A 20,202-nucleotide genomic window follows, 5' to 3' on the forward strand; every position below is an offset into this window, starting at 1 on the left:
GCGGGAGGCACACTTTTTTCAGGCGCGACCCGCCTGCATGCAGACTAAAAGAGGCTAGACCCCAGTGGCATTGACGATTCTTGGCCTGTCCGGCGCCCTTAGCCATGATCCTTCCGCGGCCCTGTATATCGACGGCAAGCTGATCGCGGCCGCCGAAGAAGAGCGCTTCGTACGCGACAAACATGCAAAGAACCGCATGCCCTACGAGTCGGCGAAGTTCTGCCTGGAGCAAGCAGGCATCAAGCCTTCCGACGTTGACGTGGTGGCGATTCCGTTCGCTCCGATCAGCTTGTTCGGCGAAGCGCGATGGCACTATGCCAAGCGTTACTGGTACGCCCCGGACCGCGCGCTCGACGCGATCCTGATGGGCAACCGCCGCTACAAGCGCTATCGCAACAAGATCGTCTGGTGCCTGGAGCAACTGGGCTTTGATCCGAAGAAAATCAAGATCGAACCGGTTGAACACCACCTGGCCCACGCCTCCAGTGCCTACCACTGCTCCGGCTTCCAGGAAAAAACCGCGATCCTGGGCATCGACGGCAAAGGTGAATACGCCACAACGTTTTTTGGTTACGGCGAAAACGGCAAGATCCACAAGATCAAGGAATTCTACGATCCGGACTCCCTGGGCGGCCTCTACGGCGCGATCACCGAGTTCCTCGGTTTCGAGATGCTCGACGGTGAGTTCAAGGTCATGGGCATGGCGCCTTATGGCGATGCCAGCAAATACGATTTCTCGCGCCTGGCCTCCTTTGAAAATGGCGAGTTGGTGATCAACACCGATTACGCCAACGTCATCGGCCTGCGTCGCTATAAAGAGAAGGGCAAGGGGTTCTACTTCTCGCCAAAACTGATCGAGTGGCTGGGGCCCAAGCGCGAGGGCGATATTGCCGACGAGCCGTACATCCACTACGCGGCCAGCATGCAGGCACTGTTCGAGAAACTGGCCTTGCAGATGATCGACCATTACCTGGGCGACATCCTCAAGGACACCGGCAAGCTGGCCTTTGCCGGCGGCTGTGCGCTGAACGTAAAGCTGAACCAGAAAATCATTGCCCGCGATGACGTCAAAGAGCTGTTCGTGCAGCCGGCGTCCGGCGATGCCGGCACTGCCGTGGGTGCGGCCGCCTATGTCTCCCACGCCCGTGGTGTGCCGGTGGAGAAGATGGAGCACGTCTATCTCGGCCCGTCCTACAGCAACGAAGATGTCATCGCGGCGTGCGCCAAGCACGACAGCAAGCCGAACTGGCGCAAGATCGAAAACATGCCCAAGCGTATCGCCAAAATCATGGTCGATGGCAACCCGGTGGCCTGGTTCCAGGGCCGCATGGAGTTCGGCCCGCGTGCACTGGGCGGTCGCTCGATCATCGGTTGCCCCAGCGCCACCGGCGTGGCCGACCGTATCAACCACCAGATCAAGTTCCGCGAGCGCTGGAGGCCTTTCTGCCCGTCAATGCTCGACACCGTGGCCCCGCAGATGATCAAGGTCGATCACCCGGCGCCGTTCATGACCTTCACCTTTGAAGTCTCGGAAGAATGGAAAACCCGCGTGCCGGAGGTGGTGCATGAAGACGGTACCTCCCGTGCCCAGGTGCTCAAGCGCGAATACAACCCGCGCTACTACGACATGATGAAGGAACTGGAAGTACTGACCGGTAACGGCGTGTCGCTGAACACCTCGCTCAACCGCCGGGGTGAAGCGATGATCTGCTCGCCGACCGACGCGCTGAACATGTTCTTCGGCTCCGACCTGCAGTACCTGATCATGGAAGACATCCTGGTGGTCAAGGATGGCGTGGACCCCTATGACGCCGTGGTTTAAATGCTGAACCGCTTGCGGGGCTGGCGTGAACGTGGCTGGACGCCTGTCGAGGCCGAGGTTTACGCCCAGGCCTGGCAGCGTTACGGCGGCAGTGTGGCGACCCATCCGCAGGTGATCGAACGCCTGGCCGGCCTGGCGCAGCTTCCGGTGCGCTACCTGGGTTGGGAGCAGGATGGCGAACTCAAGGGGGCGATTGCCACCTGGGGGCGCGACCTGGCCTTGTCCAAGGACGTACTCAAGCGCACCGGCAGGAAGGGCCTGTTTGACCTGGGCAATGCCGAGATCATCCTGCCGATTGCCGCCGATGCGCAGGTGCCGCTGCGCCACCGTGGGCGTTACTTGTCAGCGCTGAACGAAGGGCGCATCAGCACCCTCAAGCCCCAGGCCGAGCAATTGGCCATGGCGCGCACCCCTGAAGAACTCTCGAAAAAGTTTCGCTACAACCAGCGGCGTGAGTTGCGCTTGCTGGAAGAAGCGGGTGGCGTGGTGCGGGCGATCAACGAGTTTTCCAGCGTGGAACTGGCGGCGATCTATTGCGACCTGTTCCAGCGTCGCTGGGGTTTCCCGGCGGTCGGCGCGGCGCGCTTGGCCGAGGTGCTGGAGTTGCTCAAGGAGTTTCTGTTCGGCTCGGTGCTATTTCTCAACGACGCCGCAATCGCTGTGCAGTTGGTGTATCAGGTGCAGTCCCGCGAATGGTTCAGCGCCGAATACGTCAACGGCGGTGTCGACCCTGAAACTCGCGCGTTCAGCCCCGGCAGTGTGTTGAGTTTTCTTAATACCCAAAGTGCCTGGGAGCAGGCGCGCGCGGCCGACAAGTCGCTGCGCTTTTCCTTCGGGCGCGCCGACCGCGAATACAAGGAGCGCTGGTGCAACCCGGTGCCGGTGTTCAGCGTATGAGCCGCAAACAGCAGTTGCTCAAGCGCCATCGGCGCAACAAACGCATTGCGCTGTTAATCGGCTTGCTGGTGCTGATCGCGACCGGTGTGCTGGTGGCCTGGTGGCTGCCGCCGATCCTCGCGGTGTTGCTGTGGGCGGCCCATGAAGCCTGGTTTGCCGACCACCTGTTCTACTCGCCAAAAGACCCTTATGCGTACGCCTTCCCGGCCGGCAGCGAACAGCCCGGTTTGCGTCTGGAGGCGGGGCGGCTATTGCTGGACGCGCCGTTGGCGGCCGATGAAACTCTGATTGTCGGGGTTGAGTTGAAAAGCTCATGGCTAGGGCGCTTCCTCGACCCGGCGTTGGACGTGCTGGGCCTGGAAACACCGGACCGGCAAGTCTTCGAACGGGGTGTCGCCGGGCGGCGTTATCTCAACCTGACCGGCGCCACTGAAGCACTTGCGGCGGGCAATATCGTCTTGCGCGGACGTTTTTGCCGGATCGAGGGCCAGCCGACGCTATGGCGTTTTCGCCAACCCGACTATCGCCAGCAACGCGTAATGGTGATCGCCCCCCACGCCGACGATGCCGAGCTGGCCGCGTTCAGCCTTTACAGCCAGGCGACACAAAGCTGGATCGTGACCCTGACCGCCGGCGAAATCGAAGCCGAGCATTACCAGCACATGGGTTTGCCCAAGGCTGAGGCGGCGCGGCTCAAGGGCCGCCTGCGCGCCTGGGACAGCGTTGCCGTGCCGCGTTGGGCCGGTGTGCCCGAGGCGCAGTGCGTGCAACTGGGTTATTTCTGCATGCAATTGCAGTCTATGCAGGCCGCGCCGGATCAGCCTCAGGCCTCGCGCGAAGCCGACTTGGCCGATACGCGACTGTTCCGTCAATTCAATAGCTTTGCTTTGCCCGGGGATGTGGACGGCGCGCCGACCTGGCACAACTTGATCGCCGACCTGCGCGCACTGCTGCTCAAGGCGCAGCCCCAGGTGATCGTGTTGCCCACGCCGTTGCTCGACCCGCACGCCGACCATATCTGCGCTCATGCGGCGGTGCTTGAAGCGTTGCATGGCCTGGCGTGGCAGCCCGACACATTGCTCGGCTACGCCAATCACCTGCATGATAACGACCGCTGGCCGATGGGCGATTCCGGGGCCGGGGTGGCGCTGCCGCCGCATTTCGATGCCGCCGTAGCGCTGGTCCCTTGCAGTTTCACCCTGACCTTGCGCCAGCAACAGGACAAGGCCATGGCGCTGGGCATGATGCATGACCTGCAGCCGCGAGCGCCGTTCAAGCGTCGCGTGCGCAAGTGGTTGCAGCAGGTGCTGGCGGGCCGTAGTCCATCGCCTTATGGCGAGAACGAATTCTTTCGCAAGGCCGTGCGTCGTCACGAGCTGTTGTGGGTCCTTAAGCAGGACTGAGACCCTATCGAAGGCAGGCCGGCATGGGCCTGCCGCTGTTTTTTACCGGGCCGTGCGCCCGTAGCCAGATCGCTGCATGGAGAGTTATGAAGCCGCGTTTCAAGGTTTTGCAGTTACAGCCGGACTACAACGTCAAGACCCATGATTTCGCCGACCTGGGTGAGCAGATCGTCAAATCCCTGCCGGTTGAGCGTTTCGAGGTGACCTCCGGTTTTCTCAGTGGGCGTCCGCAGCCAGGCCAGCCCTTGAGCGTGGCCGAGCACTCCCACTATTTCGAGTTGCCGGAGAAGTCCCTCAAGGGCATCCGCTTTGGCGCCATGTGGCAGATCTACAAGTATTGCCGCGAGCAGAAATTCGACGTGGTCATCTGCAACCGCTTCAAATCGGTGAACATGATGCTATCGCTCAACCGTTGGCTGAAGATCCCGTTGTGCATCGGCATCTCCCACGGTTTCGGCGAGTATGCTCGTGGCTATCGGCGGCGCCAGACCCAGCGTTGGGTCAGCCCCGCCTGGCGGTTCGTCGGTGTGTCAGAGGCGGTGAAGGATTACCTGGTGAACCTCAACTGCGGGTTCACCCGTGAGAACACCAGCTATGTGACCAACGCGATCGATATTCCCCAGGCAGAAGCTTTGCAACTGTCCCGCGAGGACGCCCGCCAAGCCCTGGGCCTGCCGATGGACGCACGCATGATCGGCGCCCTCGGCCGCCTGGTGCCGATCAAGGGCCACACCCATTTGCTGCAAGCCTTTGCCACTCTCAAGGACAAATACCCTGAGGCGCAGGTGGGCATCATTGGTTCCGGGCGTGCCGAAGCCGATCTGCGCGCCGACATCGAGCGCCTGGGCCTGACGGGCCGTGCGCATTTGCTGGGCTTTCGCGAAGACGGCATGAAGTACGTGCGCGGCTTCGACATCTGGACCATGCCATCGCTGTTCGAAGGCCTCGGCCTTGCGCTGCTGGAAGGCATGAGCGGCCACTTGCCGGTGATCGCGTCCAACGGCCCTGCGATGCTGCCCCTGGTGCAGGGCGCGGGCGGCTTGTCCCATGACCCAGGCAACGTCGAGCAATTGGCCGAGGCCCTGGATACCTATCTGGCGCTGAGCGATGAGCAGCTGCGCGCCAAGGGTGAAGAGGTATTCCGCTATCTGGAAGCCAACCACACCCTCGACGAGTTCAAGCACAAGTACCTGACCCTGATTGAAACCGGTTTGCGTGAAGTAGGTAGAGCATGAATCAGCAGCAACCCCTGGTCTCGGTGATCATCGCTTCCTACAACCATGCCCGGTATATCGAACAGAGCATCCTCAGCGTGTTGGGGCAGACCTACCCCAATATCGAGTTGTTGGTGGTGGACGATGGTTCCAAGGATGACAGCGTCGAGCGCATCCGGCGCTTGCAGGCCGAACACGGCTTTGATTTCCAGGTGCAACAGAACCAGGGCCTCAGCGCCACCCTCAACGGCGCGATCGCTCGCGCCAAGGGCAGCCTGATCGCACCGTTCGGCTCGGATGACATCATGTTGCCGGACCGCATCGCGACCCAGGTGGCGTATATGGAGGGCAAGCCGAAGGTGGGCATGTGCGCCGGCAACATCGAGCTGATCGATGGCGATGGCAACCTGCACCCGGAGAAGAAGCAACGTCGCGATGTGCCGTTTCGCAGTCTCGATTTTGACGACATGTTCATGGACCGCAAGCCGTTCCCACCGGCGCCCACCATGCTGATTCGTCGGGACGTGCTGGAGGAGGTCGGCGGTTTCGACCCGCAGATTCCCCTCGAGGACCTGCTGATCCAATTGAAGATCACGGCGGCGGGCTACACCATCGACGCCCTTGACGTGGTGATGGCGCAGTATCGACAGCACGGCAGCAACACCTACAAGAACCACCGCTACATGATCCAGAACATCCTCAAGACCTACGCCAAGTTCAGCGACCACCCGGCCTATGACGCGGTGCGCTACAACTTCCTGAACTCGATGTTCTTAAAGACCGCCCAGCGCGACCGGCCGTTGGCGCGCGAGATTCTCAAGCAGATTCCCCTGAAGTTCTGGGGCCGCAAAACCTTGCGCGGGTTGGTGCGGCTCTACCTGGCACCGCTGAAAAGCTGAGGCGCTTCCCCTGTAGGAGCAAGCTTGCTCGCGAAAAAACCGAGGACACTGCAGGCAGTCTGAATGCCCGCGTTATCGTTGTCGATCTTCGCGAGCAAGCTCGCTCCTACAGGGGCTTATCACCTGGACGGGCCAGGCTCTGTACCTGCTCGCGAATTTTCGCAGTGGCCGTTGGGCTCGCAACCATTGCATAGCCCTTCACCAGTTGCTCGAAGTGCGTTTCGAACAGCCAGTTGCGGTCCTGCGGATAGCGTTGCATGTGGCGCAAATTACGCTGGCGCAATGCGTAGCGCAGGGGCGACGGGAAGATGCGCAGGTCGGCGACGTCAATCAGGCCGAACTCACCGTCGTCCATCAGCAACACGTTGCCCAGGTGCAGCGAACGGAAGTACACGCCGCGCTCATGCAATTGCGCCATGAACCGACCAAAACGCTCGACCAGCGATTCGCGCAGGCTGCTGTCCAGGCTTTGCAGGGCCTGGCGCAGGGTCAGGCCGGGCAGGGGCGTGTAGGCCACGGCGCTGCTGGCATCGGGCAGGGAGTAGAGCCCGAGGACGTGTGGTGCGGGGATGTCCAGGGTGCGCAATTGCTCGCTGTTGCTGGCAAAGCGCTCTGAATACGGGTTGAAGCTACCGGAGGTGTACCAGCGGCGTGGGCGGAACAGCTTGAGGAAGCTGCCATCTTCCAGGCGCAGGACTTTTGGCCCGAGGCCATCGGCTTCGATTACATGGGCATTGCTGCACAGCTGGTCGAATGCCTGGGGCTTGATCGATTGCACAGGCATGCGCAGCAGACTGCGGTGGCGCTGGGCGACGCTCAGGCCGGCAATGATTGCCAGCGGGATCCACAGCAGGAACCAATGCTCCTTGGGTCGCGACAGGATGCCGCCGCCTTCGGTCAGGCCGGCACCGATGCCGTAGGCCAGCAAGGACGATGCAAGGATGAACAGCGGCTGTGCGCGCTCTTTCAGACCTTTATACAGGCCCCATCCGAGCATGAAGGCCCACGGGATGAAGCCAATGATACCGACGTAATAGAGCACGCCGAGGGAGAAGCTGTGGGGCTCGCGAAGTTGGTCGCCAACTGCCAGAGTCAGATACAGCTCGGAATCGTAACTATGACCGATCCACGGATGCTCTGCGATTAGGTGCAACGACATGCGCCACAGCTCAAGGCGGAATGAGCTGCCTCGTTCGGTGATCGATTCAGGGTAAAACACCAGGAGCGCGACAGCACCCAGGATCATGCCGCTGAGAAGCAGTGCCGAGCGCCGGTTACGGCTGAGAAAGCTCATCCACAGGATGGCAAGCGTCAATGCTACAAGCGGCGTGCGTGAACCGGTCGCCAGCACGGCCGTGGCCATGATCGCAAGCGCTGGTACGCTGAACCACAATACCTTCTGTCGCTGGGTGGTCATGCAGGTGTATAGCCAATAAACCGTAAAAAAACCAAAAAGGTGCGAGCTGAGCAACGGGTTGTCGAGGGCGCCAAGACCGCCGATCATGCGCATGCCGGGTTGGAATCCCTTGGCGAACGCCACCAGATTCCACAGGCTTACCACTAGCGCAATGGCAGCGGCACTAAAGAAGATCGGTTTGAACAGTTCATTGCGATAATGCAGCAACAGCCCGCAGCCACCAAACAGCATGAATGTGTTCAGCGGGCGTTTGAACAGGTCGGTGTCGGTACTGGGCTCCGGGCTCCAGAGCAGGCTCGTCAAGGCCCAGGCAGAAAACACCAGGAATGCGAGGGCAATAGGCTCGCGCAACAAATCCTTGAGTTCCTTGGGACGCATGCACAACAGGAACAAGGTGGGCACGCTGAACAGGATGTAGAAAACCCGGTGCAGTACATTACGATTGCCGACGAAGAACAGTGCACTCAAGAGCAACAGCAAGCCAGCAGGCAAAATCCACAGGACCAGGAAGTCGAAAACGCGATTTGAGCCATAGATAAGGCGCTTTGAGTGCATACGATAAAGCCATTCCAGAAAGAGAAAGCCGACCATCTTAAGGTAGTGGCTATGTAATGTCGCCCGTCTGATCCAACCGGGCTGTGGGTTACGCCGGGTGCAAGTACAACAGAGAAGCTGTGCTAAAGTCAGCCTCCTTTTTCAAAACGCCGCGTGATATGACCGACTCCAGTCCGAGCGCAAGCCCTTCGAGCTTGAAAATATACTTCCGCCTGCTCAGTTACGTTAAGCCTTATATGGGCTTGTTCGCGTTGAGTATCCTTGGATTTCTGATTTTCGCGTCGACCCAACCGATGCTGGGTTACATCCTCAAATACTTCGTCGACGGCCTGTCCAACCCCGAAGCCGTGCTGTTTCCGACCGTGCCTTTCCTGCGCGACCTGCAGCTGCTGCAGGCGGTGCCGCTGCTGATCATTCTGATCGCGGCCTGGCAAGGCCTGGGCTCATTCCTGGGCAACTACCTATTGGCCAAGGTCTCCCTGGGGCTGGTCCACGATTTGCGCGTGCAGTTGTTCAACAACCTGCTGACGCTGCCAAACCGTTACTTCGACAACCATAACTCCGGCCACCTGATTTCCCGCATCACCTTCAACGTGACCATGGTCACAGGGGCGGCAACCGATGCCATCAAGGTGGTGATCCGCGAAGGCATGACAGTGATCTTCCTGTTCGCCTCGCTGCTGTTCATGAACTGGCGCCTGACGCTGGTGATGATCGCCATCCTACCGTTGATTGCGGTCATGGTCAGCACGGCCAGCAAGAAATTCCGCAAGCAGAGCAAGAAGATCCAGGTGGCCATGGGTGACGTCACCCACGTCGCCTCGGAAACCATCCAGGGCTACCGCGTGGTGCGCAGCTTCGGCGGCGAGGTCTACGAGGAAAAAAGATTCTTAAAGGCCAGCCAGAGCAACACCAACAAGCAATTGCGCATGACCCGTACCGGGGCGATCTACACGCCGGCGCTGCAACTGGTGATCTACTCCGCGATGGCGGTGCTGATGTTCCTGGTGCTGTACCTGCGAGGCGATGCGTCGGCCGGTGACATGGTGGCCTACATCACCTTGGCCGGTTTGTTGCCCAAACCGATCCGCCAACTGTCGGAAGTCAGCTCGACTATTCAGAAAGGCGTGGCCGGTGCCGAAAGCATTTTCGAACAGCTGGACGAAGAGGTGGAGGTCGACCACGGCACCCTCGAGCGTGAAAAAGTCAGCGGCCGCCTGGAAGTGCGCAACCTGAACTTCACCTACCCCGGCACCGAGCGCCATGTGCTCAAGGACATCAGCTTTACCGCCGAGCCTGGGCAGATGATCGCCCTGGTAGGGCGCTCGGGCAGCGGCAAGTCGACCCTGGCCAGCCTGATCCCGCGGTTCTATCACCACGAAAGCGGTGAAATCCTGCTCGATGGCATCGAGATCGAAGACTACAAGCTGCTCAACCTGCGCAAGCACATTGCCCAAGTAACCCAGCACGTGACCCTGTTCAGCGACACCGTGACCAACAATATCGCCTACGGTGACCTGGCCGGCGCGCCACGCGAAGACGTCGAGGCGGCGGCGGCGGATGCCAACGCCAGGGACTTCATCGACCAGTTGCCCAAGGGCTTCGATACCCAGGTCGGCGAGAACGGCGTGCTGTTGTCCGGTGGCCAACGCCAGCGCCTGGCGATTGCCCGTGCCCTGCTCAAGAATGCGCCTGTGTTGATTCTCGACGAGGCCACCTCGGCCCTCGACACCGAGTCCGAGCGGCATATCCAGGCCGCGCTGGACAAGGTTATGCAGGGCCGCACGACGCTGGTGATCGCACACCGCTTGTCCACCATCGAAAAGGCTGACCTGATCCTGGTGATGGACGACGGTCGGATCGTCGAACGTGGCACCCACGGCGAATTGTTGGCGCAGAACGGCTATTACGCCCGCCTGCATGCCATGGGCCTGGATGCGCCGGTAGCGGCCGATATCACCTGATCTGCAATACGCACACATCTACTGTGGGAGGGGGCTTGCCCCCGATAGCGAAGTGTCAGCCTGCACATATGTCAGCTGACCCACCGCCATCGGGGCAAGCCCCCTCCCACATTTGCCCTGCGCTTGATTCGGCGTCGCGCCAGTCGCAAGCCAGCGCAAACCCTGTGCTAATATCGCGCCCCTGTTCATTTTGTATGTGGGTTGCTCCATGAAGTTGTCCATGCCGCGATTCAATCAAGCCCCTGTCTTGGTGGTCGGCGATGTCATGCTCGACCGTTACTGGCATGGTGGTACCTCACGGATTTCCCCTGAGGCGCCGGTACCGGTCGTCAAGGTCGAGCAAATCGAAGACCGTCCGGGTGGCGCTGCCAACGTTGCCCTCAATATTGCCGCGCTCGGCGCCCCGGCCTCCCTCGTGGGTGTGACCGGTGACGACGAAGCGGCCGACAGCCTGGCCAATAGCCTGCGCGGGGCGGGCGTGCGCGCGTTGTTCCAGCGCATCGCGCATCAGCCGACCATCGTCAAGCTGCGGGTCATGAGCCGTCACCAGCAATTGCTGCGCATCGATTTCGAAGAACCCTTCGCCACCGACGCCCTGGCCCTCGGTGGTCAGGTCGAGGCGTTGCTCGAAGGCATCAAGGTGCTGGTGTTGTCCGACTACGGCAAAGGCGCCTTGAAGAACCACCAGGTGCTGATCCAGGCCGCCAAGGCCCGCAACATTCCGGTGCTGGCCGATCCCAAGGGCAAGGACTTCTCGATTTATCGGGGCGCCAGCCTGATCACGCCAAATCTCAGCGAGTTCGAAGCCGTCGTCGGTGGTTGCGCCGATGAGCACGAACTGGTGAGCAAGGGCGCGGCGCTGATGGCCGATCTTGAGCTCGGCGCCCTGCTGGTGACCCGTGGTGAGCACGGCATGACCCTGCTGCGTCCAGGCCATCCGGCGATGCACCTGCCGGCGCGTGCGCGGGAAGTGTTCGACGTCACCGGCGCCGGTGACACGGTGATTTCCACCCTGGCCGCGTCCATCGCCGCCGGTGAGGAGCTGCCCCACGCCGTGGCCCTGGCCAACCTGGCGGCGGGCATCGTGGTTGGCAAGCTGGGCACCGCTGCCATCAGCGCACCCGAGTTGCGCCGCGCCATCCAGCGCTCCGAAGGCTCGGAACGCGGCGTGCTGGGGCTCGAGCAATTGCTGTTGGCGATTGACGACGCTCGCGCCCACAACGAAAGCATTGTCTTCACCAACGGTTGCTTCGACATCCTGCACGCCGGCCATGTGACTTATCTTGAGCAAGCGAGCGCCCAGGGCGATCGCCTGATCGTCGCGGTCAACGATGACGCGTCCGTCAGCCGCTTGAAAGGCCCTGGCCGCCCGATCAATAGCGTCGACCGGCGCATGGCGGTACTGGCGGGTTTGGGTGCGGTGGACTGGGTGATCAGTTTTGCTGAAGGCACCCCGGAAAACCTGTTGGCCCAGGTCAAGCCAGACGTGCTGGTCAAGGGCGGTGACTATTCCGTCGACCAGGTGGTCGGTGCGGACATCGTCAGCGCCTACGGCGGCACGGTCAAAGTGTTGGGCCTAGTTGAAAACAGCTCAACCACAGCTATCGTCGAGAAGATCCGTAATAATGATTGATACTAAAAAGTGGGTTCTGATCACCGGTGGCGCTGGCTTTATCGGTTCGCATTTGGTCGATGCGCTGCTTGCGAGAGGCTATTGGGTGCGCGTGCTGGATAACCTATCCACGGGCAAGCGAAGCAATTTGCCGCTCGATAACCGGCGAGTCGATCTAATTGAAGGTGACGTCGCCAATGCCGAAGAGGTGGAGCGGGCCGCTGTCGGCGTGACTGCGGTGGTGCACTTGGCGGCGGTAGCTTCGGTACAAGCATCGGTGGATGATCCAGTCGGCACGCATCAGAGCAATTTCGTAGGCACCTTGAATGTCTGCGAAGGCATGCGTAAGGCCGGCGTAAAGCGTGTGGTATTTGCTTCCAGCGCAGCTGTGTATGGCAATAATGGGGAAGGTGCTTCGATTGAAGAGGAGACTGCTAAAGCTCCGTTGACACCTTATGCTTCGGACAAGTTGGCAGGTGAGTTCTACTTTGATTTCTATCGCCGTCAGCATGGCCTGGAACCGGTGATTTTTCGCTTTTTCAATATTTTCGGACCACGCCAGGATCCGTCATCACCGTACTCTGGCGTGATCAGCATTTTTAGCGAGCGTGCCCAGCGAGGTTTGCCTATTTCGGTGTTCGGCGACGGTGAGCAGACCCGCGATTTCATGTACGTTGAAGACTTGGTCGAGGTACTGGTGCAAGCCGTCGAAGCGCCAAGCGCACCCTTTGGGGCTATTAACGTCGGCTGGAACCGCACCACCACCCTCAAGCAGGTCCTGCACGCGTTGGAAGAGGCGCTGGGCTCGTTGCCTGCTGTGACGTACGAGCCGGCGCGCCCCGGAGACATTCGGCATTCAAGGGCGAATAACCAAAGGTTGCTGGCCAGTTTCAAGCCGCCTGAGCCTACTCTCTTGAAGGTTGGCCTGGAGCGTTTGTTGAACGGCTGACTTCTCTCCATGTAGGAGCTGGGTGGGTAGAGCCGTCCGGCTTGCTCCTTAGCGATAGCATTAACGCTTCAGTCCCTGGCTTTTTTCTTCGGCACGATCTTGCGCAGCATCTGCTGCGCCTTGCCGGTCAAGCGCTTGAGCTTCGACTCTTTTTCCGGTTCTGCCAGGCCTTGCTGGCGCAGCCAGTCCTTCCAGCGAATCCGCTCATCACGCACCAGCCAGCCTTCCTGCTGGGCGAAGCTTTCGGCCAGGTACAAACCACGCGTGCTCGCCGGGTACAACTGATCTTTCTTGACGGTGTACAGCTCGGCCAGCGGCTCGCCGTCTTTGAGCGGCATCAAGTACAGATCCGGACGCTGTCGATCCAGGCGCGCCACCAGTTGGTCACCTTCCAGGCGCTCATCCACATGAAACAGGCTCAGCGACTTGGCCTCCTTCGGCACTTCCAGGCGCAGATCGTAAATCAGCTGCAGTGACGCCGTCGGCAGGTGCACATAGGCCCGTGGGCGCTCGATCAACTGGGTTGTCGCACAGCGCACCGGGCGCGCGGCGCCAGACAGCGGGCTCAGGCGAAACGGCAGGGCTTCACGGTAATGCAGCGCGGCGGAGTAGGGCGCCGGCAGCCACGTGTCGTTGAAGCGCCCGCCGAGCCAGCCTTCCGGGGTTTCCAGCAAGCACTCTTCGGCAATTTCCTGGATGGCGGTATGCAGCGGCAGGTTCAGTTCATGGGCCGGGACGTAGCCGGAGATCAGCTTGAGCACCACATCGCCGCGATCCTGGCGCCGCTGGCGCACCAGTACCCAGTAATCCTTGTTTTGCCAGTGCAGCGTCAGGCGCACCGAGACGCCGAGGTTCGCCAGCTCCAGGGTGAAGCGTTCGGCGTCCGGCACCTCGACCGGCTTGCGCCGTTGCAGGGTCTGGGCGAAGTTGAGCGGCATGCCGACGCTCTGGTAACTCAGGCCTTCGGGGGTGGCTTCTACGTGCAGCGGCAGTGTCTTGAAGTTGCTGGGGTTCTTTCTTATGAGCGTACGCGGCATGTCGGCTCCTTTTTGCGACGGGGTCGGCCGCGTGGGCGGCATCAGAGTTGACGGATGACTCGGGCAGCGGTTGCCACGTTATGGGCCAGGTGCAGCGGATTAATCGTCCCGACAATAGCACTGGCGACACCCGTTTGCGCAAACAACAACATGAAACTGGCCTGAATTGGATCCATTCCAGGCTCCAGGCACACATGGCCGCTGGCCAGGGCTTTTTTCACCAGGATGCCCTTGCCATGGGCCGCCGCGTATTCAATGACGGCTTTTTCCGCTTGTTCGTTCAAATTGTAAGTGACCATTGCGCAATCACCCTGTTCCAGCGCCTTCACGCCGCCTTCAACGGTCTTGCCGGAGAAGCCGAAACCGCGAATTTTGCCCTCTTTTTTCAGCGCCTCCAGGGTCTGGTACACCTCGCAATCATTGAGGATATGCAAGTCGTTACCGTCGGAGTGCACCAGCACCAGGTCGATAAAATCCGTTTCAAGTCTTTTCAGGCTGCGCTCGATTGACATCCGCGTATGGGCAGCGCTGAAATCGTGGCGGGAAACGCCCGCTTCGAATTCCTCACCGACCTTGCTGACGATCACCCAATCCTTGCGCTGGCCGCGCAGCAGAGGCCCGAGGCGCTCTTCGCTGCGGCCGTAGGCGGGCGCGGTGTCGATCAGGTTGATGCCCAGCTGGCGCGCCTGGCGCAGCAACATCCGCGCCTCGTCGTCATCCGGAATCTTGAAGCCGTTGGGGTATTTCACCCCTTGGTCACGGCCCAGCTTGACGGTGCCCAGGCCCAGCGGCGACACCAGCAAGCCGGTGCTGCCCAGGGGGCGATGCAGGTCGTGCAGGGTTGGCAGGCTCATGGCAACAGTTGCTCCCAGGCGGGTTGGCCGATAGCCGGCTTTGGCAGCTCGGGCAGGGGGGCGCTGGCGCTTGGGCGGATGCCATCGCGTTCCAGGCTGTTGATCACGCGGTCGGCGAAGTCCGGTGCCAGGGCCAGCTTGGTCGGCCACCCCACCAACAGGCGCCCCTGTTCGGCAACGAAGGCATTGTCGGGCCGGGTCAGGCCCGATTGCAGTGGCTCGGCGCGGTTGACGCGCAGGGTGGCCCACTGGGTCTGGCTCATGTCGATCCACGGCAACAACTGGGCAAGCTCTTTCTGGGCGGTAGCGATCTGCTCTTGCGGCGTGCGTGCCACGCCGTCGGCCTCGGCGATATCACCACCGATGTACCACACCCAGCGACCGTCGGCGGCCGGGTGGGTGGTCACGGTCAGGCGCGGCTTGGTGCCGCCGCCCAGGCAGTGGGCATACAACGGCCTCAAGCCCGGGCCTTTGGCGATGATCATGTGCAGCGGGCGGGTTTGCATCGCCGGCTGGCTCAAGCCCAGGGCCGCCAGCAGCTCCGCCGTGCCGGCGCCGGCGCTCAGTACGATGCGCTGGGCGCGGATGTCGCGGCCATCAACCTTCAAGCCGACCAGCGTGTCGCCGTCGAGCAGCGGTTCGATCTGCCGGCCTGCGAGCAAACCGTCACCGGCCAGATGCGCCAGGCGTTCAATCAGGCTCGGCACGTCCACTACCAATTCCGCCAGGCGATAGACCTTGCCCTTGAAGCGGCGATCCTGCAGCGCCGGAGGCAGTTCGTCGCCCTTGACCTGATCGACACGCCCGCGCACGGCCTTGCTGGCGAAAAAGCTGGTGAGATTACCGGCGAGAGTGCCGGGGGACCAAAGGTAGTGGGCTTGGGAGAGCAGGCGCACGCCGGACAGGTCCAGCTCGCCAGTGCCGGCCAGGGCTTCACGCCAGCGGCGCGGCATGTCGGCAATCGCTTCGGAGGCGCCGGTGAGGGCACCGTGCAGGGCGTATTTCGCGCCGCCGTGGATGATTCCCTGAGACTTCACACTTTGCCCGCCACCCAGGGTCGCGCTTTCCACCAGCACCGTGGAAAACCCCTGGCGGCGCAGGCGCGCATTGAGCCAGAGGCCGGCAACCCCGGCGCCGACAATCAGAACGTCGGTGGAAATAACGGATGGCATCGGCGACCTCAATGTTCAAGACAAGAGGCGCAGTATACAGGCTGTTGAGTGGCGGTCAGTGACCGGCGGTTTTCGAGAACAGCTGAATCACCACCACGCCCAGCACAATCAGCCCCATCCCCAGCATGGCCGGGATATCCAGCTTCTGCCCGTAGATGAACAACGCTGCAATGCTGACCATCACGATGCCCAACCCTGCCCATACCGCGTACGCCACGCCCACCGGCACCGTGCGCACCACCAGCGTGAGCATCCAGAACGCCACGCCATAACCGACGATCACCAGCAGCAGCGGGATGGGGGTGCTCCAGCCCTTGATGGCTTTCATGGAAACGGTCGCGATCACTTCCGAGCAGATGGCGATGGCCAGGTAACAATAGGCGGCGTTCATGGTGCGTTCCTCAAGGTGAAGCTCGTTTGATAAGGTCGGCATTCTAGAGGTTCAACAGATGGGGTAAAGTCATTACCTATCCGAATTCAAGATAGGTTCAGCCATGAGCGTGCAGTGGGATCTGGAACAGATGCGCCTGTTTGTCAGCGTTGCCGAGCAGCGTTCGTTCTCTGCCGTGGCGCGCGGGCAACGCAAGGCGCAATCGGCCATCAGCAACGCGATCGCGATGCTGGAGGCGGACCTCGGCGTCAGCCTGTTCGAGCGTAGCAGCGGCCGCCAGCCGCGCCTGACCGAAGCCGGCAGTGTGCTGCTGGAGGAGGCGCGCGAAGTGCTGCGCCAGTGCGAGCGCCTGACGGGACGGGCATTGTCGTTGACCCGGGGCGAGGAAGCGTGCCTGCGCCTGGCCCAGGACGAGGCGATGTTGTTCCAGCCGGTGCTCGATAGCCTTGAGGCGCTGGCCATGCGCTATCCGTTGCTTGAAGTGCAGTTGTCCAGTGCCGCTCAGGGCGATGTGGCGCGCAAGTTGGTGGAACGCCAGGCCGACCTGGGCCTGTTGTTCTACCACGACCAGATCCCCGAAGCTCTCGAACGACGGGTGGTGGGCAGTGTGGAAATGGTCACGGTGTGCGGAGTGAATCACCCTTTGGCCAAGGAAAAGTACGTGGATTGCCAACGACTGGCGCAGTTTCGCCAGTTGCTGATGTCGACCCAGACCAGCGTCTACCCCGGCAGCGAAGCCGCCAGCCCGCTGGTGTGGCGGGCCGACAGCTTCTACGTATTGGCCGAATGGCTGATGAGCGGCCTCGGTTGGGCCTGGTTGCCACGGCATATCGTGCAATACCCGACCTACCAGCAACAAATGGTTGAACTGGACAGCGAATGGACCCCGCCGGCGCTGGTGGTGGAACTGGTGTGGCGCCGCGATGAGCCCCTTGGGCCCGCCGCGCGTTTTTTGGCTGAACGTTTTGCCGAGTGCCTGCAGGCGATCGACTGAAAAAGCCGATAAACTCCGCCGCCATGAATAGAACTCTCTACAGCTGTCTGTTTTACCTCGCGCTGCCGTTGGTGGCTTTACGTCTATGGTTGCGCGCGCGCAAGGCGCCGGCCTATGCCAAGCGCGTGGGCGAGCGGTTTTCCTATGGCTTGCCGGTGATGCAGCCCGGCGGCATCTGGGTGCATGCGGTGTCGGTGGGCGAAAGCATTGCCGCCGCGCCGATGATCCGCGCCCTGCTGGAGCGTTATCCGCAGTTGCCGATGACCGTCACCTGCATGACGCCCACCGGTTCCGAGCGCATCCAGGCGCTGTTCGCCAATGAGCCGCGCATTCAACATTGTTATCTGTCGTACGACTTGCCCTGCGCCGCCAAGCGTTTCCTCGACCGGGTACAGCCCCGGCTGGCGGTGATCATGGAAACTGAATTGTGGCCCAACCATATTCACGCCTGCGCCCAGCGCGGTATTCCGGTGGCCCTGGCCAATGCGCGGTTGTCGGCGCGCTCGGCCAGGGGCTACGCCCGGTTTGCCAGGCTGACCGCGCCGATGCTGGCGCAAATGAACTTGATTGCGGTGCAGACCGAGACCGAGGCCGAACGCTTTCGCAGCCTCGGCGCGCGTCCTGAAACCGTTGAAGTCACCGGCTCGATCAAGTTCGACCTGACCGTCGACCCGCAACTGCCGGCCCGCGCCGCCGTCCTGCGCGAACAATGGGGTGCCGGTGAGCGGCCGGTGTGGATCGCCGCGAGTACCCACGAAGGCGAGGATGAGGTGGTGCTTGCGGCCCATCGCCAATTGCTCGCCAGCTATCCCAACGCCTTGCTGATCCTGGTACCGCGTCACCAGGAACGCTTTGACCCGGCCTTTGAGCGTTGCGTGCAGCAGGGCTTTTCCACGGTACGTCGTTCCAGTGGCGAGCCGGTCACCGCCCACACCTCAGTGTTGCTCGGCGACACCATGGGCGAGTTGCTGTTTCTCTACGCCTTGGCCGACAGCGCCTTTGTCGGCGGCAGCCTGGTCCCGACCGGTGGGCACAACCCGCTGGAGCCGGCCGCGCTGGGCAAGCCGGTGATCATGGGGCCGCACCTGTTCAACTTCCTGGAAATCACCGCGATGATGCGCGACGCCGGGGCGTTGCGTGAGGTGGATGATGCAGAAGGCTTGGCCGAGGCGGTGCGGCAGCTGTTCGAGTTGCCACAGGATGCGCGCAGGATGGCGCAGGCGGGGTTGAAGGTGATGCAGGCCAACCAGGGCGCGCTTAAGCGCTTGCTGGCTGGCCTGGACAGACTGATAAGTCACTGACTCAACACTGAACCAACTGTGGGAGGGGGCTTGCTCCCGATAGCGGTCTGTCAGTTCAAGTTGTCTTGACTGACACTCCCTCATCGGGGGCAAGCCCCCCTCCCACATTGGTTTTGCAGTGTTCTCAAGAACCTGGGCGGGCCTTCAGTTGCTCGGCGGCGGCTTTGGCCAGGTCCGGTGGCAGGAAGTCCTTGTCCGGGTTGTAGTCGGCCTTGAGGTAGCGCGTCAGGTCCTGCAGATCCCCTGGATTCAACGTGCCCGCAGCCTGCTTCAAGCGCAGGTTGTCGAGGATGTAGTCGTAGCGGCTGTTGTTGTAGTTGCGCACCGACGCGTAGAGCTGGCGCTGTGCGTCGAGCACGTCGACGATATTGCGCGTGCCCACCTGATAGCCGATTTCCGTGGCTTCCACCGCACTCTGGTTGGAGATGATCGACTGGCGGCGCGCCTGTACCTGCTCCACGTCGGTGTTCACCGCGCGGTGCAGGTTGCGGGTGTTTTCCACAACCTGGCGGCGCAGGCCTTCGCGTTGCTGTTCGGTCTGGCCCAGGCGCGAGTAGGACTCACGGACCTGGGAGCTGGTCAGGCCGCCGCTGTAGATCGGAATGTTCAGGCGCAGGCCGATGGTGCGCTGTTCGACGTCACCGCGATAGGGCGTGCCGAACGCATTCGGGTTGCTGAAACCCAGGGCATCGTTATCGCCTTTTTCGTACTGCGCCACCGCGTCCAAGGTGGGCGCGTGGCCGGCCTTGCGCTGCTTGAGGGTTTCCTCGGCGGCGGTGACGGCGTAGTTGCTGGCCAGCAGGTTCAGGTTCTGGCGGCCGGCGGTTTCGACCCAGGCTTTGGCGTCGTTCGGCAGCGGTGGCAACACCGGCAGCGTATGGACAATGCCCTGGATCGAATTGTATTGGCGATTGGTCAGGGTGATCAGCGCCTCGAAGGCGTCTTCCACCTGGCGCTGGGCGAGGATGCGGTTGGCTCGTGCCGTGTCATAGCTGGCCTGGGATTGCAGCACATCGGTCTTGTCCGACAGGCCCACATCGAAGCGTTCATTGGATTGGTCCAACTGGCGCTTGAAGGCATTTTCTTCGGCCTTGGTCGAGGCCAGGTTGTCTTGGGCGCGCAGCACGGCGAAGTAGCTTTCGGCGCTCTGCAGGATCAGGTTCTGTTCGGTCGCCGAGAGCTGCAGCGCCGCCTGCTCGTTGGTGGCTTCGGCAGCTTGCAACTGGAACCAGCGGTCGGCACGGAACAGCGGCTGGCTCAGGGTTGCACGCCAGGAGTGCGCATCGCGATTGGCGGTGGCGGCCGGCGTGTCGATCTGGGTGCGGACGTTGTTGATATCAGCGCCGCCGGTCAGGTTCGGCAGCAACCCGGCGCGAGCCTGGGGCACCACTTCTTTCTGCGCGCCGTACTGGGCCCGTGCGGCGGCCAGGTCGGCGTTGTTGTCCACCGCTTCCTGATAGACGCTGACCAGGTCGGTCCTGGCAGACAAGGGCGCTTCAGCTGCCCAGACCATTGTGTGGGTCGCACAAGACACGGCAACTGCCAGTGAAAGTTTGCGCAGCATGAGTCGATCCCTGAATAAATATTACGATGATAATGTGTTGGCCAAGGCTACGGTGACCCAACTGGAGCGTCAAGCCTTGAGGCAGCTCCCGAGTGTAGTGGCCGGACCGCGGCACAACAATCCTGCAATCACGCCATTTATCATGCCCAATGCAGCG

16 protein-coding genes are annotated in these 20,202 nt (G+C 61.6%); 10 read left to right on the forward strand and 6 right to left on the reverse strand.

Going from position 1 to position 20,202, the window contains the following annotated elements; all coding sequences use genetic code 11:
• Positions 1-64: 64 nt before the first annotated feature.
• From C4J89_RS02430 to C4J89_RS02450, 5 genes are all read left to right on the forward strand, one after another.
• Positions 65-1,822 (forward strand): carbamoyltransferase, encoded by a 1,758-nt coding sequence (locus C4J89_RS02430; protein WP_124413661.1) that lies wholly within the window; start codon positions 65-67, stop codon positions 1,820-1,822.
• The gene (locus C4J89_RS02435) at positions 1,823-2,719 is read left to right on the forward strand and encodes a GNAT family N-acetyltransferase (RefSeq protein ID WP_124413662.1); all 897 of its coding nucleotides are present in this window, start codon (positions 1,823-1,825) and stop codon (positions 2,717-2,719) included.
• A complete protein-coding gene (locus tag C4J89_RS02440; RefSeq protein ID WP_124413663.1) occupies positions 2,716-4,122 on the forward strand; it encodes a PIG-L deacetylase family protein in 1,407 nt (468 codons plus the stop codon). Before C4J89_RS02435 ends, C4J89_RS02440 begins: the two co-directional genes overlap by 4 nt.
• 86 nt (positions 4,123-4,208) lie before the next feature.
• Complete coding sequence (locus C4J89_RS02445) at positions 4,209-5,357, forward strand: glycosyltransferase family 4 protein (RefSeq protein WP_124413664.1); 1,149 nt, start codon at positions 4,209-4,211, stop codon at positions 5,355-5,357.
• A complete protein-coding gene (locus C4J89_RS02450; RefSeq protein ID WP_124360982.1) occupies positions 5,354-6,235 on the forward strand; it encodes a glycosyltransferase in 882 nt (293 codons plus the stop codon). Before C4J89_RS02445 ends, C4J89_RS02450 begins: the two co-directional genes overlap by 4 nt.
• 106 nt (positions 6,236-6,341) lie before the next feature.
• Here C4J89_RS02450 and C4J89_RS02455 read toward each other — a convergent pair whose 3' ends face one another.
• A complete protein-coding gene (locus C4J89_RS02455) occupies positions 6,342-8,207 on the reverse strand; it encodes a bifunctional O-antigen ligase/aminoglycoside phosphotransferase family protein (RefSeq protein WP_124413665.1) in 1,866 nt (621 codons plus the stop codon).
• A gap of 158 nt (positions 8,208-8,365) precedes the next feature.
• Between C4J89_RS02455 and msbA the strand changes: the two genes are divergently transcribed.
• The 3 genes from msbA (at position 8,366) to C4J89_RS02470 (ending at position 12,732) form a co-directional block, all read left to right on the forward strand.
• Positions 8,366-10,171, forward strand: coding sequence for a lipid A export permease/ATP-binding protein MsbA (gene msbA / locus C4J89_RS02460; protein ID WP_124413666.1), 1,806 nt, complete (start codon positions 8,366-8,368; stop codon positions 10,169-10,171).
• Positions 10,172-10,379: 208 nt separating this feature from the next.
• The gene (hldE, locus tag C4J89_RS02465) at positions 10,380-11,804 is read left to right on the forward strand and encodes a bifunctional D-glycero-beta-D-manno-heptose-7-phosphate kinase/D-glycero-beta-D-manno-heptose 1-phosphate adenylyltransferase HldE (protein ID WP_124413667.1); all 1,425 of its coding nucleotides are present in this window, start codon (positions 10,380-10,382) and stop codon (positions 11,802-11,804) included.
• Complete coding sequence (locus C4J89_RS02470; RefSeq protein WP_124413668.1) at positions 11,797-12,732, forward strand: NAD-dependent epimerase/dehydratase family protein; 936 nt, start codon at positions 11,797-11,799, stop codon at positions 12,730-12,732. The genes hldE and C4J89_RS02470 overlap by 8 nt, the downstream gene beginning before the upstream one ends.
• 68 nt (positions 12,733-12,800) lie before the next feature.
• Here the strand turns inward: C4J89_RS02470 and C4J89_RS02475 are convergent, their stop codons facing one another.
• The 4 genes from C4J89_RS02475 to C4J89_RS02490 are packed head-to-tail and all read right to left on the reverse strand — an operon-like array spanning position 12,801 to position 16,186.
• On the reverse strand, positions 12,801-13,769 hold the full coding sequence (locus C4J89_RS02475) for a metal ABC transporter ATPase (protein WP_124413669.1): 969 nt from the start codon (positions 13,767-13,769) through the stop codon (positions 12,801-12,803).
• A 41-nt stretch (positions 13,770-13,810) separates the two neighbouring features.
• Complete coding sequence (locus tag C4J89_RS02480; RefSeq protein WP_124413670.1) at positions 13,811-14,623, reverse strand: aldo/keto reductase; 813 nt, start codon at positions 14,621-14,623, stop codon at positions 13,811-13,813.
• Positions 14,620-15,795, reverse strand: a complete 1,176-nt coding sequence (locus tag C4J89_RS02485) for an FAD-binding oxidoreductase (protein ID WP_124413671.1) — start codon at positions 15,793-15,795, stop codon at positions 14,620-14,622. Before C4J89_RS02485 ends, C4J89_RS02480 begins: the two co-directional genes overlap by 4 nt.
• A 55-nt stretch (positions 15,796-15,850) precedes the next feature.
• Positions 15,851-16,186 (reverse strand): multidrug efflux SMR transporter, encoded by a 336-nt coding sequence (locus C4J89_RS02490; protein ID WP_124360990.1) that lies wholly within the window; start codon positions 16,184-16,186, stop codon positions 15,851-15,853.
• 103 nt (positions 16,187-16,289) lie between these two features.
• Here C4J89_RS02490 and C4J89_RS02495 point away from each other — a divergent pair, with 103 nt between their 5' ends.
• Both C4J89_RS02495 and waaA read left to right on the forward strand, forming a co-directional pair.
• Complete coding sequence (locus tag C4J89_RS02495) at positions 16,290-17,180, forward strand: LysR family transcriptional regulator (protein WP_124360991.1); 891 nt, start codon at positions 16,290-16,292, stop codon at positions 17,178-17,180.
• 23 nt (positions 17,181-17,203) lie between these two features.
• Positions 17,204-18,481 (forward strand): lipid IV(A) 3-deoxy-D-manno-octulosonic acid transferase, encoded by a 1,278-nt coding sequence (gene waaA, locus C4J89_RS02500; RefSeq protein ID WP_124413672.1) that lies wholly within the window; start codon positions 17,204-17,206, stop codon positions 18,479-18,481.
• Positions 18,482-18,605: 124 nt separating this feature from the next.
• On the opposite strand, the gene C4J89_RS02505 is transcribed toward waaA, so the two are convergent.
• The gene (locus tag C4J89_RS02505; protein ID WP_124360993.1) at positions 18,606-20,045 is read right to left on the reverse strand and encodes a TolC family outer membrane protein; all 1,440 of its coding nucleotides are present in this window, start codon (positions 20,043-20,045) and stop codon (positions 18,606-18,608) included.
• Between the last annotated feature and the right edge of the window lie 157 nt (positions 20,046-20,202).

The organism is Pseudomonas sp. R4-35-07, from assembly GCF_003852235.1.
Classification (GTDB): domain Bacteria; phylum Pseudomonadota; class Gammaproteobacteria; order Pseudomonadales; family Pseudomonadaceae; genus Aquipseudomonas.